General features: G+C 54.8%; 18 protein-coding genes. 7 read left to right on the top strand and 11 right to left on the bottom strand.

Features of this window, described 5'->3' with window-relative positions:
* Positions 1 to 26: 26 nt before the first annotated feature.
* Together QEN43_RS17755 and QEN43_RS17750 are read left to right on the top strand one after the other, a co-directional pair.
* Positions 27 to 224, top strand: coding sequence for a hypothetical protein (locus QEN43_RS17755; RefSeq protein WP_026609630.1), 198 nt, complete (start codon positions 27 to 29; stop codon positions 222 to 224).
* A gap of 84 nt (positions 225 to 308) precedes the next feature.
* On the top strand, positions 309 to 794 hold the full coding sequence (locus tag QEN43_RS17750; RefSeq protein WP_026609629.1) for an FKBP-type peptidyl-prolyl cis-trans isomerase: 486 nt from the start codon (positions 309 to 311) through the stop codon (positions 792 to 794).
* Between the two features lie 53 nt (positions 795 to 847).
* Here QEN43_RS17750 and rimO read toward each other — a convergent pair whose 3' ends face one another.
* Together rimO and cmoB are read right to left on the bottom strand one after the other, a co-directional pair.
* A complete protein-coding gene (gene rimO / locus QEN43_RS17745; protein ID WP_026609628.1) occupies positions 848 to 2,164 on the bottom strand; it encodes a 30S ribosomal protein S12 methylthiotransferase RimO in 1,317 nt (438 codons plus the stop codon).
* A 72-nt stretch (positions 2,165 to 2,236) separates the two neighbouring features.
* Positions 2,237 to 3,226 (bottom strand): tRNA 5-methoxyuridine(34)/uridine 5-oxyacetic acid(34) synthase CmoB, encoded by a 990-nt coding sequence (cmoB, locus tag QEN43_RS17740; RefSeq protein ID WP_026609627.1) that lies wholly within the window; start codon positions 3,224 to 3,226, stop codon positions 2,237 to 2,239.
* A 277-nt stretch (positions 3,227 to 3,503) separates the two neighbouring features.
* Here cmoB and hemF point away from each other — a divergent pair, with 277 nt between their 5' ends.
* Positions 3,504 to 4,412: an oxygen-dependent coproporphyrinogen oxidase gene (hemF, locus tag QEN43_RS17735; protein ID WP_026609626.1), complete on the top strand. Its 909-nt coding sequence runs from the start codon at positions 3,504 to 3,506 to the stop codon at positions 4,410 to 4,412.
* Here the strand turns inward: hemF and QEN43_RS17730 are convergent.
* Positions 4,407 to 5,081: an MlaC/ttg2D family ABC transporter substrate-binding protein gene (locus QEN43_RS17730; protein ID WP_051331515.1), complete on the bottom strand. Its 675-nt coding sequence runs from the start codon at positions 5,079 to 5,081 to the stop codon at positions 4,407 to 4,409. The two genes, hemF and QEN43_RS17730, sit on opposite strands and share 6 nt — an antisense overlap.
* Positions 5,082 to 5,181: 100 nt before the next feature.
* On the opposite strand from QEN43_RS17730, the gene hemB reads away from it, so the two are divergent.
* Positions 5,182 to 6,210 carry a porphobilinogen synthase gene (hemB, locus tag QEN43_RS17725; RefSeq protein WP_036268007.1) on the top strand — a complete coding sequence of 343 codons (1,029 nt, stop codon included), beginning with the start codon at positions 5,182 to 5,184 and terminating at the stop codon, positions 6,208 to 6,210.
* Positions 6,211 to 6,248: 38 nt separating this feature from the next.
* Positions 6,249 to 7,085, top strand: coding sequence for a shikimate dehydrogenase (gene aroE / locus QEN43_RS17720; protein ID WP_026609623.1), 837 nt, complete (start codon positions 6,249 to 6,251; stop codon positions 7,083 to 7,085).
* Positions 7,086 to 7,087: 2 nt separating this feature from the next.
* Here aroE and QEN43_RS17715 read toward each other — a convergent pair whose 3' ends face one another.
* Positions 7,088 to 7,636 (bottom strand): gamma carbonic anhydrase family protein, encoded by a 549-nt coding sequence (locus QEN43_RS17715; protein WP_026609622.1) that lies wholly within the window; start codon positions 7,634 to 7,636, stop codon positions 7,088 to 7,090.
* Between the two features lie 94 nt (positions 7,637 to 7,730).
* Here QEN43_RS17715 and QEN43_RS17710 point away from each other — a divergent pair, with 94 nt between their 5' ends.
* Together QEN43_RS17710 and QEN43_RS17705 are read left to right on the top strand one after the other, a co-directional pair.
* Positions 7,731 to 8,303 (top strand): LemA family protein, encoded by a 573-nt coding sequence (locus QEN43_RS17710; protein ID WP_026609621.1) that lies wholly within the window; start codon positions 7,731 to 7,733, stop codon positions 8,301 to 8,303.
* A 10-nt stretch (positions 8,304 to 8,313) separates the two neighbouring features.
* On the top strand, positions 8,314 to 9,258 hold the full coding sequence (locus QEN43_RS17705) for a GIDE domain-containing protein (RefSeq protein ID WP_051331514.1): 945 nt from the start codon (positions 8,314 to 8,316) through the stop codon (positions 9,256 to 9,258).
* Positions 9,259 to 9,324: 66 nt separating this feature from the next.
* Here QEN43_RS17705 and QEN43_RS17700 read toward each other — a convergent pair whose 3' ends face one another.
* The 7 genes from QEN43_RS17700 to QEN43_RS17670 all read right to left on the bottom strand — a co-directional run bounded on the left by QEN43_RS17700 (position 9,325) and on the right by QEN43_RS17670 (position 13,919).
* Positions 9,325 to 9,654 (bottom strand): phosphoribosyl-ATP diphosphatase, encoded by a 330-nt coding sequence (locus QEN43_RS17700; RefSeq protein WP_026609620.1) that lies wholly within the window; start codon positions 9,652 to 9,654, stop codon positions 9,325 to 9,327.
* Position 9,655: 1 nt separating this feature from the next.
* Positions 9,656 to 10,045, bottom strand: a complete 390-nt coding sequence (gene hisI, locus QEN43_RS17695) for a phosphoribosyl-AMP cyclohydrolase (RefSeq protein ID WP_026609619.1) — start codon at positions 10,043 to 10,045, stop codon at positions 9,656 to 9,658.
* Positions 10,045 to 10,809 (bottom strand): imidazole glycerol phosphate synthase subunit HisF, encoded by a 765-nt coding sequence (gene hisF, locus QEN43_RS17690; RefSeq protein WP_026609618.1) that lies wholly within the window; start codon positions 10,807 to 10,809, stop codon positions 10,045 to 10,047. The genes hisI and hisF overlap by 1 nt, the downstream gene beginning before the upstream one ends.
* Before the next feature lie 5 nt (positions 10,810 to 10,814).
* The gene (gene hisA / locus QEN43_RS17685) at positions 10,815 to 11,546 is read right to left on the bottom strand and encodes a 1-(5-phosphoribosyl)-5-[(5-phosphoribosylamino)methylideneamino]imidazole-4-carboxamide isomerase (protein WP_026609617.1); all 732 of its coding nucleotides are present in this window, start codon (positions 11,544 to 11,546) and stop codon (positions 10,815 to 10,817) included.
* A gap of 41 nt (positions 11,547 to 11,587) precedes the next feature.
* Positions 11,588 to 12,232, bottom strand: coding sequence for an imidazole glycerol phosphate synthase subunit HisH (hisH, locus tag QEN43_RS17680; protein WP_026609616.1), 645 nt, complete (start codon positions 12,230 to 12,232; stop codon positions 11,588 to 11,590).
* A 39-nt stretch (positions 12,233 to 12,271) separates the two neighbouring features.
* A complete protein-coding gene (gene hisB, locus QEN43_RS17675; protein ID WP_026609615.1) occupies positions 12,272 to 12,865 on the bottom strand; it encodes an imidazoleglycerol-phosphate dehydratase HisB in 594 nt (197 codons plus the stop codon).
* A gap of 349 nt (positions 12,866 to 13,214) precedes the next feature.
* Positions 13,215 to 13,919, bottom strand: coding sequence for a DUF2959 domain-containing protein (locus QEN43_RS17670; protein WP_051331513.1), 705 nt, complete (start codon positions 13,917 to 13,919; stop codon positions 13,215 to 13,217).
* Between the last annotated feature and the right edge of the window lie 308 nt (positions 13,920 to 14,227).

Here is a 14,227-nt window from a genome sequence, read left to right as displayed (position 1 = left end):
ACGGGATTTTTCAAGGAGCCGAGGTCATGTTCGAGAACTGGTTTGCTCACATGAATGCTTACATCCTGTCCCATCCGCATTGGATTGCGAAACTGGATTTTTTGTTGCGTGTAAAGTGCGGCCTGCTGACAGCATTGATGGGAGTTTTTGTATACCTTCTCTATAAAGAACAACGCAAAACCATCCGGAAGCCACAAAAATCCCCTTATCACTTCATCGCTTGATATCTAAATGCGAACAACCCTGTCTATCGTCGAGAAAACTCGTTATGATGGGAATTTCAACCACCGCGACAGCAAGGGTATCTCATGCAAGTCTCACCCCGCAAAGTGGTTCATATCCACTACACCCTCACCAGTGATGACGGCGACATCCTCGACAGCTCAAGGGGTCAAGGTCCTTTGGCCTATATTCACGGAATGGGCAACATCATTCCCGGGCTGGAAAACGCTTTGACCGGTCGATCTGTGGGCGACAAGTTCACAGTCAGCATCCCGCCTGAAGAAGCGTACGGCCTGCGCGACGACGATCTCGTACAGTCGGTACCGAAAACCGCTTTTGAAGAAGGTCAGGAGATATTGCCGGGCATGCAATTCCATGCCCAGTCTCCGGAAGGGCTTCAGCTGCTGACGGTGATCGGCGTGGATGACGATGAGGTTATCCTAGACGGCAATCATCCGATGGCCGGTCTGACCTTGAATTTCGAGGTCGAAATCACTGGGATCCGCGATGCCACACCCGAGGAGCTGGATCACGGCCATGTCCATGGCCCGGGTGGACACCACCACAGCTAGTTCGATTGACAAATCGAGGGCGGCTATCCGGCCGGGAAGATAGCCGCCCGAAATTAATGATCGGCCAGGTGGGCCCACAAATCGTGGTCATCGGCTTCCTCGAAAATCACTTCCGCCCAGTCCCCGACTTTCAGATGAGTCGCACCGTCGATAAACACCTGACCGTCGATCTCCGGCGCATCGGCCCGGCTGCGAGCGACCGCGCCTTCTTCCACGACTTCATCGACTAGAACCGTTTCCCGCCGTCCAATTTTGGATTGCAGTCGGCTAGCGCTGATTTCGGCCTGCGCCGCCATAAACCGAGCGAGACGTTCTTCCTTCACGGCTTCTGGCACTGGATCGGGCAAATTGTTGGCGGCCGCGCCCTTGACCGGTGAATAGGTAAAACAGCCAACCCGATCGAGTTGCGCTTCCTGCAAAAAAGCGAGGAGTTGCTCGAAATCGGCTTCGGTTTCCCCGGGAAAACCGACGATAAACGTGCTGCGAAGCACGAGTTCCGGGCATATTCTCCGCCACTCTGCGATCCGGCTCAGAATATTCTCGGCCGCCGCCGGGCGCTTCATCAGCTTCAGAATTCGAGCACTGGCGTGCTGGAACGGAATATCCAGATACGGCAGGATTTTCCCTTCGGCCATGAGCGGAATGACGTCATCCACATGCGGATACGGGTACACATAGTGCATGCGCACCCAAACCCCGAGTTCCGCCAAGGCCTTGGCCAGATCGTAAAAACGAGTCTTGAGCGGACGCCCGCCCCAAAAGTCGGTCCGATGCTTCAAATCGACTCCGTAAGCGCTGGTATCCTGAGACACCACGAGCAGTTCCTTCACCCCTGCCGCGACCAGGCGTTCCGCCTCAGCCATCACCTCACCAATAGGGCGGCTAACCAGATTGCCGCGCAGGCTCGGAATGATGCAGAACGTACAGCGATGATTGCAGCCCTCGGAAATCTTGAGGTACGCATAATGGCGAGGCGTCAGCTTAATGCCTTCTGGCGGCAGCAGATCGACAAAGGGATCGTGAAGCGGCGGCAGATGCTCATGCACCGCCTCGACGACCTCCTCATAGGCATGGGCTCCCGTCACTTTCAGCACTTGAGGATGACGAGCGCGAATCTCGCTCTCTCTAACGCCCAGGCAACCCGTCACGATGACTTTTCCGTTCTCTCTCAAAGCCTCGCCTATTGCCTCCAGCGATTCCTCGACCGCGGCATCGATGAACCCGCAAGTGTTTACGACAACAAGATCGGCGTCTTGATAGGTTGGAACGAGGCTATAACCTTCGGCGCGCAGCTTGGTCAAAATGCGCTCACTATCTACCAGCGCCTTTGGACATCCAAGGCTGACAAAACCAATACGGGGTGTTTTCATGAAGGAGAAGGAATCTATTAAGAAGGGTCGAAGGCGATTTAAACTATTTTACCCCAGCGCTGGTTTTCGATCCTATGGGCTCTCCGCGATAAACACTGCCCGAATCGGAGCCGGCAAGCCCTCGATCGTCAGTGCCGGATTGACCGGATCTAAAAAATCGGGCAACGACTGGAAACGCATCCAGTCTGTGGAGCGTTGTTCGGCGGCAGTGGTCTTGCTGATGTCGACAACCCGGCCATTCCGGTAACCGCATCGTTTCAGCCACGACAGCAAGGTAGGGCATGACGGAATGAACCATACATTGCGCATCTGAGCATAGCGATCTTCTGGCACCAAAACCTGCCCCGCTCCGCCGTCGATGACCAAAGTCTCCAGCACCAATTCACCGCCGGATCGAAGACAAGCCTTGAGTTCCAGAAGATGATCCAAAGGCGAACGTCGATGGTAAAGCACCCCCATCGAGAAAACTGTATCGAAGGCCCGAAGGCCCTGCGGAACATCCTCGATACCCAGAGGAAGCACATAAACCGGGAAATCGCCAGCAAAGTGGCGGACCGTCAGAAATTGCACGACACTCAGCAGCGTTGGGTCGATGCCGATCACCAACTCGGCACCGCCCCCGACCATCCGCCAGGCGTGATACCCGTTCCCGCAGCCCACATCCAGCACCGTCCGACCTTCAAGCGGCTGTATGTGGTCTTTGAGCCTGTTCCATTTCAGGTCGGAACGCCACTCGGTATCGATATGAATGCCGTGGATGGTGTACGGCCCTTTCCGCCACGGATGAAGGCGGCGCAGCAATTGCTCGATTCGCGTTCGCACTTCCTCACTGCACCCTCCGTCGATAAAAATACAATCGGCATTCAGATCGACTTCGGACGCAGAGATTTCAGGCAAGTCAGCGAGCACGGACCGCCAAGCTGGCCAATTGCCGTTCCTCGCGACATCAAAAACCTCGTTCAACTGCGACGGTAAACGCTCCAACCAGGGACGCAATCGCGGTTGGCTAGGTCTCGAGAAGAGACCGGAATAAACTGTGCCAATCACATCAAGATGAGACATGCTGGCTCAAGGATTTGTCTTCTGTTGGAGCCTAAAAGATCGCTTATCCTGGGCTTACCGACGGACTTTCGAAGCAACCGGATAGGCTAAGGATTCGGTCCCGCATCGCCTACTTAGCGAGACTAAATGTTTTTGAGGCAAAAACATCCCGCATTCCTCCGTGCTACAATCTCGTCCGTCGTATAAGATCGTATAAGAAGAAGGCCGCAAAACGCCCAAACCAACGCAGCATCCCGGAGACTTCCACCCACAATCGTTTTTACGGGACGATCGCCGCATGAACACACCCGATATCTTACAGGTTAAAGCTTATCTTCAAGAACTTCAGGACAGGATCTGCCGCGCCCTTGAAAATGAGGAGCCGGAGAGCCGCTTTCTGGAGGACCTTTGGCAACACAGCGGAGGCGGCGGCGGAAGAACGCGCGTGCTACGCGGCGGAAAAACCTTCGAACAAGGCGGCGTCAACTTCTCCCACGTGTTCGGCCGGAACCTTCCTCCCTCCGCTACGGCTCATCGGCCCGAGCTCGCCGGCCGGACATTCCAGGCCGTGGGCGTGTCCCTGGTCATTCACCCTTTGAACCCATATGTCCCAACCTCTCACGCTAATGTCCGTTTTTTTCTCGCGGAAAAGGAAAACGAGCCGCCGGTTTGGTGGTTCGGCGGTGGCTTCGATCTCACGCCTTATTATCCGTTCGAAGAAGATGTGATTTATTGGCACACAGTCGCCCGCGACGCTTGTTTGCCTTTCGGGGAAGACGTTTATCCCAGATTCAAGCGGTGGTGCGATGAATACTTTTTCCTGAAGCACCGCAATGAAACGCGGGGCGTCGGAGGGCTATTTTTTGATGATCTCAACGAGTGGGGATTCGATCGCTGCTTCGACTTCCTGCGTAGCGTAGGCGACCATTACCTAAAGGCCTATCTACCGATTGTCCAGAAACGGAAGAACACGCCCTACGGAGAACGGGAGCGCGATTTCCAACTCTATCGGCGCGGAAGATATGTCGAATTCAATCTGGTTTATGATCGCGGAACATTGTTCGGACTGCAGTCGGGGGGAAGAACAGAGTCGATTTTGATGTCTTTACCCCCCGTCGCGCATTGGCGCTACAACTGGAAGCCGCAAGAAGGTTGCGCCGAAGACAATCTGTACAAGAACTACCTGAAACCAAGAGAGTGGCTATGAGCCTCTCTTTTCGCCACCGGCGAAACTGAGCGGTTCTTTCATAGCGGTCGCGTTGCGCTCGGCAAGGTGCGAAATCAATTGATCGAGGGAACCAGTGCGGGCAACCTCATCGGTAAAGCTAGCTCGGTAGTTCTGCAGCAGACTGATCCCTTCGATCAATACGTCATACACTTTCCACTCGTTATTGGTGAAAACCATACGATAGTTGACAGCTACGGGTTGAGCACCCCCTTGGAGGATTTCGGTACGAACCATTACTTTCCTGTCATCTGGCTTCATCTGGAGCGGTAGATAACGGATTTTCCAGTTGGCGTACTCGGTAAATGCGGTGGTATAGGTACGTACGAGAAGCGTCCGGAATTCCTTTTTGAATCGTTCCCTCTGCTCGGGCGTTGCCGTCTTCCAATACTTGCCCAAAATCAGCATCGATACGCGATCGAAATCCACATGCGGCTCGATGATGCTATTCACGACCTGGGTCGCTTTCTTGAAATCGTTCTTGAACTCCGGCTTTTGCAGAGTGGTTTGCAACTCGTCGGCACTGTGCTGGATCACTTGCTGCGGCGGGAGCAATGCTTCCTCCGCCCACGCCGTGGCTGCCCAACTTAACAACAACGACACTGTAACCGCCCAGCTCACTAGTCCGAAGGAAGATTTGGTAAGTTTCATCTAAAAACTCCTGCTCACATTATTTGTATTCTTATCATAACTCGGCGGCATGCACTAAACTATTGGGTCCCTCTGTATCCCACTCCATAAACCGGCCACAATGTCGATAAATAATAGCATTTCTTACCCCAATATTCGCTTGCGCCGAATGAGGCAATACGAATTCTGTCGGCGCCTCATTCGAGAAACGCGACTTTCCGCCGATGACTTGATTTATCCCCTTTTTGTTTTGGAAGGCGAGAATCGGCGGGAACCGGTTGCGTCCATGCCCGGCATTGAACGGCTGAGCATCGATCTTATATTAAAGGAGTGCGAAACGGCTTACCGGCTCGGAATTCCTGCCATCGCTTTGTTCCCCGTAACGTCCCCGGAAAAGAAAACGGACGATGCACGCGAGGCTTATAACCCTGCCGGTTTGGTACAACGGGCCGTACGCATGCTGAAACGGCACTTGCCGGAGCTAGGCGTCATTACTGACGTCGCATTAGACCCCTTTACGACTCACGGCCAAGACGGCCTCGTAGACCAGGAAGGCTATGTGGTCAACGATGAGACCGTCGAGGTACTTGTCAGACAGGCGATGTCTCATGCCGAAGCCGGTGCTGACGTCGTAGCGCCTTCGGACATGATGGACGGTCGCGTTGGCGCCATTCGCTGTGCGCTGGAAGCGAAAGGATTCGTCCACACCCGAATTCTCGCCTATTCCGCCAAGTACGCTTCAGCTTTCTACGGACCGTTTCGAGACGCTGTGGGTTCCGCGGCCAATCTAGGCAGCGGTAACAAATACACGTACCAGATGGACCCAGCCAATTCGGACGAAGCCCTGCGGGAAGTCGAACTCGATTTGGCGGAAGGCGCCGACATGGTCATGGTCAAACCGGGCTTACCTTATTTGGACATCATCCGCCGGGTCAAAGACCGTTTCGGCGTCCCGACATTCGCCTATCAGGTCAGCGGAGAATACGCCATGCTCAAAGCCGCGGCGCAAAATGGCTGGCTCGATGAACGGAAGACGGTGCTCGAGTCTTTACTGGCACTCAAGCGCGCGGGAGCGGATGCCATCCTGACCTATTACGCCAAAACCGTCGCCGAATGGATTCGGGAAGATGCGATTGGATCCGGGTCCTGAGCGCTTCAAAAAACTAAAGAGCCGATTTTATTTAACCCATGTCCTCAGCAGATCGCTATGCCGTCTTCGGCCACCCCATTGCTCACAGTAAATCGCCTATTATTCACACCCTGTTCGCGGAACAGACCGGAGAACGCCTAACCTACACGGCACAAGACGTTCCACCGGAAACCTTCGAAACCGAGGTTCGGGCTTTTTTTGCCGGAGGCGGGAAGGGCTTGAATTGCACTGTTCCTCTCAAGGAACTCGCCTGGAAAATCGCCGACCATAGAAGCCAGCGGGCAGAACTCAGCAGAGCCGTCAATACTTTAGCCTTGCGTCCGGATGGCACGATTTATGGCGACAACACCGATGGGATCGGCTTGGTACGAGACCTTACAGTCAACCTCGGACTTACTTTGAAAGGCCTCCGAATCCTTCTGTTAGGTGCGGGCGGCGCGAGCCGCGGCGTGATCAAGCCGCTGTTAGAACACGGCCCGGCTCATCTAGTAATCGCCAACCGCACCCCCGAAAAAGCCTTCCAGCTTGCGGACGAATTCGGCGATCTCGGTCTGATTAAAGGATGCGGCTTTTCGGACCTCGGCACAGAGTCCTTCGATCTCATTCTGAACGCAACCGCCGCCAGTCTGGCCGGCGAAGTTCCCGCGCTACCGAAGAATATCCTACAGACCGGCGGATATTGCTACGACCTCGCCTACGGTTCCGAACCCACCCCCTTCGTCTTGTGGGGACGAGACGCGGGCGCCGCCGTCAGCGTCGACGGCTTGGGCATGCTGGTCGAGCAAGCGGCCGAGGCATTTCAAATTTGGCGAGGAATTCGGCCGGAGACCCGTCCGGTGATCGATGCTCTGAAGAGCCGGGAGCATCCCTGCTGACGCTAAGCACCGGGCAACCCAGCGTCGGCCAGATATTGATCTTTCAAGCGAATGTAACCGTCCTTGGAGAAACTGAGGTATTCCAATTCGGCCTCCTTGAGCGGACGGGCTTGCTTCGCCGGAGCCCCCACGTAAAGGAAACCGCTTTCCAGGCGCTTGCCTGGCGGCACCAAAGCGCCCGCGCCAATCATGACCTGGTTCTCCACGACGGCCCCGTCCATAACTACGGCACCGATGCCGATCAGGCAAAGATCACCAATCGTACAGCCGTGCAAAACGGCTCGATGCCCTACGGTGACGCCACGCCCGATAATCAAAGGATTGCCCTCCTCGTTATAGCGGCTTCGTTGGGTGACGTGTAGCACGCAGCCATCCTGAATATTGGTCTCGTCGCCGATCTCGATGCGGTGTACATCGCCCCGCGCGACTGTCGTCGGCCAAATTGAGACGTCGTTCCCCAGAGTCACATCGCCGATCACCAGTGCGCTGTCCGCAATATAAACCCTGGCTCCCAATTTCGGCTCGATACCGTTGTAAATCTGAATCGCCACTTATGACACTCCAATTGATACCAAACGACTCGCCGGCCCCGCCGTCTATACTTTTCCCATCCCCGATTCGATTTCACAGGCACGAGGTGAGCGTATGAGCGTTGGCGGTTTCATTCTAGTCGGCACGATCCTGTTCGCGGTCGTGTATGCCATTCTGATTTACAACCGGCTAGTCAATCTGAAGCATGATACCGCAAAAGCGTGGTCCAACATCGACGTGCTGCTCAAACAACGTCACGATGAATTGCCGAAGCTGGTCGAAACCTGTAAGCAGTATATGCAACATGAAAGAGAAACGCTGGAAAAGGTCATGCAGGCCCGCGCCGGCATCTTTGCAGCTCGGGAAATTTCTGACCTGCATGCGCTCGGTGCGGCGGAAACCCAGCTAAGACAGGGCTTGACGCAGCTCTTTGCAGTCGCAGAACGTTATCCCGACCTGAAGGCGGATGCTTCCTTCCGCACTTTAGAGTCCCGGATCATCGGCCTCGAAAACGCGATCGCCGACCGCCGCGAGTTCTATAACCAGACCGTGAACAACAACAATGTCCGGCTGGAGGAATTTCCCGACCTCATCATTGCTCGGCTATTCAATTTCAGGCCGTTCGAGTTGCTCGAATTTTCGGAAGACGAGAAACGCGACGTGGACATGAAAGCACTCTTTGGCTGAGCTCTGAGTCGTGCAGCTTCGCGATCTCGTTCTTCATTTGCCTCCCCAACACTTCTGGCTGGCGATAGGACTAATCGTTCTGGCCGCAGCGTCCGCCTTCTTCCTCGCGTTCCGTTGGCTCCATCGTGCGCGGCTGATCGCCGACACACCACCGGCCAAGATTCGCTCGGCTGCCCAGGGCTATGTCGAACTGGAAGGACGCGCCAAGCTGATGGATGGTGAGCCGATCCACGCACCCCTGAGCGGCGCGAGTTGCGTTTGGTACAGCTATAAAGTCGAAAAACGAGAAACGAATCACGAATACGGCCGTAGGACAACCCGGTGGCAAACGATTGAGAGCGGGGTAAGCGAAGCGATCTTCCACTTGGAGGACGACACCGGACGGTGCATCGTCGATCCGGAGGGCGCTGAGGTCATACCGTCCGTTCGGCTCCGATGGCACGGCCGCTTAGCGCGGCCGGGATACGCTCCGCCCAAGACCCGTTTTTGGGATTGTTTTTTTTCATCCGGGCCGTATCGCTATACGGAATACCGGATTCAGCCGAACGATCCGCTTTACGCGATAGGCCAGTTCGTGTCGCTCGGCGGCCCCGAACGCGTCAACCTACACACCGAGGTGGGCGATCTGTTGAACCGATGGAAGCGAAATCGTGCGGAGCTCATCCGGCGCTTCGACGCGGATGGCGACGGCGAGATCAATGCTGAAGAGTGGGAAACCGTGCGACAACAAGCCGAACGCGAAGTCTTGGCCTCTTGGCGCGAAAGAGCGAGTCAAACCGAGTTTCATCTGATGAAAAAACCGGATTATGGCCGGCCTTACATCTTATCGGTCGTTCCACAGGCTGTGCTGACTGGACGCTATCGGCGCAACGCCTGGCTTGCGGCGCTGGGCTTCCTGAGCGCGGGCAGTTTGGCGGCTTGGGCGTTGCAGCTGCGGTTCGGCTCGATCCTTTGAACGGTTTGCGGCGTGTCGGTACGGGCTTGCCGACCCCAACCTTGTACTGCTGAACCGGAAAATTCTCTATCCTTGTCCCGTCTTGCTGCCGCGACTCGCTTTTTCTTCCAATCCCGAAAGACCGAACCGCCTCTGCAATTCGGCCATAACCTGATCTGCACACAACCCCTGATGAGCGAGCAACACCAGGCAGTGAAACCACAGGTCGGCGATTTCATAAACGATTTTGTCCGGATTTCCGTCCTTGGCGGCCATCACGGTCTCAGTAGCCTCTTCGCCAATCTTCTTCAAGATGGCGTCCAGCCCTTTCGTGTATAGGCTTGCGACATAGGATTTTTGCGGATCCTGGGATTTTCGCTCTTCCAGCACTCTGGAAAGCTCTTTCAACACGTCCATATCAATGTTTGTACATAAGCTCCGGAGATTTCAGGACGGGTTCCACCGTTTCCCAGGATTCGTTCCGTAATAGCCGGAAAAAACAATGATGGCGACCAGTGTGACAGGCGATACCGCCGGCCTGCTCCACTCTGAGTAAAATCACATCCTCGTCGCAATCCAGGCGAATTTCCAGTACCTTTTGCCGATTCCCGGATTCCTCGCCCTTTCGCCAAAGCCGGTTCCGCGAACGCGACCAGTAGACCGCATAACCTTCCTCGGCAGTAAGCCGCAGCGCCTCGCGATTCATCCAGGCGAACATGAGGACCTGCCCGGTGGAAGCTTCCTGGGTAATGACCGGAACAAGCCCGTCGGAGGTCCAACGGATTTCGTCGAGCCACGCCGGCGTCATCACAGCCGCACCTCGATGCCTTGAGCGGCCAAGTGCTCCTTGGCTTGGCGAATGGTGTATTCGGCGAAGTGAAATATACTGGCCGCCAATACCGCATCGGCTTTGCCCAGCAAAATCCCGTCGGCCAGATGCTGCAGATTGCCTACGCCGCCGGAAGCAATCACGGGTACCGTCACCGCTTCACTGATGGCCCGAGTCAATTCCAGATCGAAGCCTTGTTTGGTGCCGTCCCGGTCCATACTGGTCAAGAGAATTTCACCCGCTCCAAAAGTTACCATACGGCGCGCCCATTCGATGGCATCTAAACCGGTCGGCTTGCGTCCGCCATGGGTGAAAATCTCCCATCGTTTAGGATTTTCCGACACCTGTTTGGCATCCAAAGCGACAACGATACACTGGGAGCCGAAACGTTCCGCCGCCTCGCGTACGAACTCCGGCCGGGCAACCGCGGCAGTGTTGATGCTGACCTTGTCGGCACCCGCATTCAGCATGCGGCGAATATCGTCGAGAGTTCGGATACCACCTCCCACCGTAAGCGGAATGAACACCTCACCCGCGACCTGCTCGACGACATGTACCATCGTTTCGCGATCGTCCGCGCTCGCCGTGATGTCGAGAAACGTCAATTCGTCCGCGCCCTCCTGGTCATAACGCCGAGCGATCTCGACAGGATCGCCGGCATCTTTGATGTCGACAAAGCGAACACCCTTAACCACGCGCCCGTTATCGACATCTAGGCACGGGATAATACGCTTGGCCAGCATGGCGATCAGTACTCTTCCGCGACTTTTAGCGCTTCCGCGAAGTCAAGCGTGCCTTCATAGATCGCCCGGCCGGTAATGGCACCCATGACACCCTCGCCGACCACCCGGCCTAACGCGTGAATATCCTCGATGCTCCGGATTCCGCCCGAAGCGATCACTGGAATACGTATGGAGCGCGCCAGCCTTGCTGTCGCGTCGACGTTGAGACCTTCCATCATGCCATCCCGGCTGATATCGGTATAAATAATCGCCTCCACACCGTCGTCTTCGAATTTTTGTGCCATATCGATCACGTCGTGATGTGACAGCTTCGACCAGCCGTCTATAGCCACCTTGCCATCCTTTGCATCCAAACCAACGATAATGTGGTTGGGAAACTCCGCTGCGACTTCACGCACAAAATGCGGCGCGCTGACCGCCTTGGTACCGATGATCACGTAGTCGACACCGGCGTTCAGGTATCCCTGGATCGTTTCTTCGTCCCGAATGCCGCCTCCTACCTGGATTTGTACATCCGGATAAGCCTCGCGGATGGCATGGATAACTTCTGCGTTGCGAGGGATACCGGCAAAGGCACCATCCAAATCGACCAGATGCAGGCGTTTCGCGCCCTCGGATACCCATTTTCCCGCCATTGTCACCGGGTCATCGGAAAAAACCGTATCGTCTTCCATGCGGCCTTGCCGCAAACGGACACACTTGCCATCTTTCAGATCGATAGCAGGTATCAACAACATAGGAACGTCCTCAACTACGGAAAGAGTGAATGAACGGTGCCTTATCGCCCCGGGTCCCAGTTTAGAAAATTGGCCAGCAAGCGCAATCCGGCTTCTTGGCTCTTTTCAGGATGAAATTGAACGGCAAAGATGTTTTCTCGCACCAGTGACGAGGCGAAGGGTTCCGGATAATCGGTGGTCGCCGCAACGTTCCGGGAATCGTCCGGCCTCGCGAAATAACTGTGGACGAAATAAAACCAACTGCCGGGAGGGATGCCGCGCCATAACAGATGGCTGACTTCTGGCTTGACACGGTTCCATCCCATGTGCGGAATTTTCAGAGGCTGGCCCGCAGCGTCGGTTATGTCGTCGGCAAAACGTAGGACCCGGCCAGGAATCAACCCCAAGCAAGCCGTCCCTCCGTTTTCCTCGCTCTCGTTTAGCAAAGCCTGCATTCCTAGACAAATGCCCAGAAGCGGCTTCGAAGCAGCCACACTCTCGATAGTCCTGATGAGGTTCCGGTCGGCCAGCGCATTCATGCAATCCCGAATTGCCCCGACACCTGGAAATACTACCCGGTCGGCGCCCAGAATGGTTTCGGGATTATCCGTAACGATGACGGATGTTTCAGAATGGGCGTGCTGAAGGGCCTTGGCAATGGAATGTAGATTTCCCATTCCATAATCGATGACTGCAACGGACGACATGAGTAAACGCGGCCGAGTAAACGTTCCGTATAAATCTTTTTAAATCATCCCTTTAGTGGACGGGACAAGATCCTGCATCCTGGAATCCGGTTCGATGGCCATTCTCATAGCACGGCCGAAAGCCTTGAAAACGGTTTCGGCAATATGGTGGGCATTCTGTCCCTTAAGATTGTCGATATGTAAAGTCACTTTGGCGTGATTGACGAATCCTCGGAAAAATTCAAGAAATAAATCGACATCGAATTCGCCTATCCGGTCACGCGGAAAACTCACGTTGTAAGATAAACCTGGCCGCCCGGAAAAATCAATCACGACGCGTGACAATGCTTCATCCAAAGGGATATAGACGTGGCCGTAACGCCGTATGCCCTTTTTGTCGCCCAAGGCTTTTTCCACGGCCTGCCCTAGCGTGATCCCGATATCTTCCACCGTGTGGTGCGCATCGATATGCAGATCGCCTTTTGCGCGTACCTCAAGGTCGATCAAGCCATGTCGCGCCACTTGATCCAGCATATGATCGAGGAATGGAACGCCGGTCTCGAAAACTCCCCTGCCGACTCCGTCCAAATTAAGACAAACCCGGACCTGGGTTTCCAATGTGTTGCGATCTACGTCGGCAATACGGCTAGTCATGAACAATCGAGAACGCTTCTGAGTGAATCCGCGCTAAATGATATAACGACCCGTCTACCTTGCTAAGCCCGATCTCCCCTGAACAACAGGTTGTTCCGTGTGTAGGAAAAAGCTTACACGATTTTCAGCTTTTTCTGACTTAGTTCTAAGCGGATTTTCTGCGACACTCATCCAGTCGCCGACAAGGAGGTAAGGATTGCCGAATCTCTAAGGTCGACCGCAAGGACGCCACTTGATAGCCAACCAAGCAGGCGATAACCCCGGATGCAAGGAGCGCATTCGGGGTTTTTAACATTTGGACAGGCTTTTAGGCGTTCATACCCGGCGCGGTATAAGCAAAAGGGTCCGGCTAGCCCCCCGCCGGGAGCGCTTTTTGACCGTTCAGGGAATGCACGAAATCGTTGGCTCTATGTATGGATCGCTCCATAGCCGTGATTAGACCAGCGACCCCGACGCTCATTGCCGCCAATTCGTGCTCGAGCGAAGCGATTGCTTTTGCGTTGAGGTTATGCTTCAGGAACAAAACCTGATCCTGAAATACGCTCAGCACCGGCTCGATTTTGCTCTCGGCTCGACGCATCGCCGAAATCAGTTGTCCATAATGCTGCTGCGTGAGCTTCAGCTTTTGCCGACTGGCACTTCTCAAGCTTCTGTTGCTGTATAACTCGAGTTCGCCTTCCCATTCCGTGAAAAGAGCCTCGGCCACATCCTGCACTGCGGCAATCCGATCCTTGACCGCCAAGGCCTTCGCTTTGCTGTAGTCGAACTCAACCTTGATTTGCCGATACATGTCCTCGAGTTCGCCGCCATGAAACGCCGTGAGCGCACTGAACTTGTCCAGCGCACTCTGAAATTGCTCCTTGGCTTCTTCCAAACTATCCCGCGCGCTTTCCACGCGGCTGACCAAAATGTCCCGCTTGTGATGTCCCGCCGATTCCACGGCCCGGAAATAAATCTTTTGAAATTTGGACATCAGATACCGAGCCAAGGGACTTAGGAGGTGGCGACATACCGCCGCAAAGGTGATCGGATTCGTACTCGAGGTCTTACTCATGGCGCAAACGTCATTATTTGGAAAAGGCAGACAGCCGCTATTTTATCCGCGTAAAACCGTTTGTAAGCTTGTCGCGTCGGCGTTATCATTTCGCTCCGCAAAGCTTACACAAATTCCGTCTCACCACACCGTCCCACAAGCTCAGTAAGCTTTGCCACGGATTCTCAGTAAGCTTTGCCACGGATTCTAAGTCATAGAAAGGGAGAGATAAGTGAACGCCATTACCGAAAAGCATATGGTTGTCGTAACAGCTTTAGCCTTAGGCGCGATCATATTTTGGCTGATCGCTTCCGATCCTAGGACTCCTA

The sequence above is a fragment of the Methylocaldum szegediense genome, from assembly GCF_949769195.1.
Classification (GTDB): Bacteria; Pseudomonadota; Gammaproteobacteria; order Methylococcales; family Methylococcaceae; genus Methylocaldum; species Methylocaldum szegediense.
Note: the sequence above shows the minus strand (reverse complement) of the source record. Positions and strands in the feature narration are given on the sequence as shown.

Bases quoted from the DNA above. Each gene is read 5' to 3' on its own strand.
- QEN43_RS17755 (WP_026609630.1), top strand. From the start codon at position 27: ATGTTCGAGAACTGGTTTGCTCACATGAATGCTTACATCCTGTCCCAT.
- QEN43_RS17750 (WP_026609629.1), top strand. From the start codon at position 309: ATGCAAGTCTCACCCCGCAAAGTGGTTCATATCCACTACACCCTCACC.
- rimO (WP_026609628.1), bottom strand. From the start codon at position 2,164: ATGAAAACACCCCGTATTGGTTTTGTCAGCCTTGGATGTCCAAAGGCG.
- cmoB (WP_026609627.1), bottom strand. From the start codon at position 3,226: ATGTCTCATCTTGATGTGATTGGCACAGTTTATTCCGGTCTCTTCTCG.
- hemF (WP_026609626.1), top strand. From the start codon at position 3,504: ATGAACACACCCGATATCTTACAGGTTAAAGCTTATCTTCAAGAACTT.
- QEN43_RS17730 (WP_051331515.1), bottom strand. From the start codon at position 5,081: ATGAAACTTACCAAATCTTCCTTCGGACTAGTGAGCTGGGCGGTTACA.
- hemB (WP_036268007.1), top strand. From the start codon at position 5,182: ATGTCGATAAATAATAGCATTTCTTACCCCAATATTCGCTTGCGCCGA.
- aroE (WP_026609623.1), top strand. From the start codon at position 6,249: ATGTCCTCAGCAGATCGCTATGCCGTCTTCGGCCACCCCATTGCTCAC.
- QEN43_RS17710 (WP_026609621.1), top strand. From the start codon at position 7,731: ATGAGCGTTGGCGGTTTCATTCTAGTCGGCACGATCCTGTTCGCGGTC.
- QEN43_RS17700 (WP_026609620.1), bottom strand. From the start codon at position 9,654: ATGGACGTGTTGAAAGAGCTTTCCAGAGTGCTGGAAGAGCGAAAATCC.
- hisI (WP_026609619.1), bottom strand. From the start codon at position 10,045: ATGACGCCGGCGTGGCTCGACGAAATCCGTTGGACCTCCGACGGGCTT.
- hisF (WP_026609618.1), bottom strand. From the start codon at position 10,809: ATGCTGGCCAAGCGTATTATCCCGTGCCTAGATGTCGATAACGGGCGC.
- hisA (WP_026609617.1), bottom strand. From the start codon at position 11,546: ATGTTGTTGATACCTGCTATCGATCTGAAAGATGGCAAGTGTGTCCGT.
- hisH (WP_026609616.1), bottom strand. From the start codon at position 12,232: ATGTCGTCCGTTGCAGTCATCGATTATGGAATGGGAAATCTACATTCC.
- hisB (WP_026609615.1), bottom strand. From the start codon at position 12,865: ATGACTAGCCGTATTGCCGACGTAGATCGCAACACATTGGAAACCCAG.
- QEN43_RS17670 (WP_051331513.1), bottom strand. From the start codon at position 13,919: ATGAGTAAGACCTCGAGTACGAATCCGATCACCTTTGCGGCGGTATGT.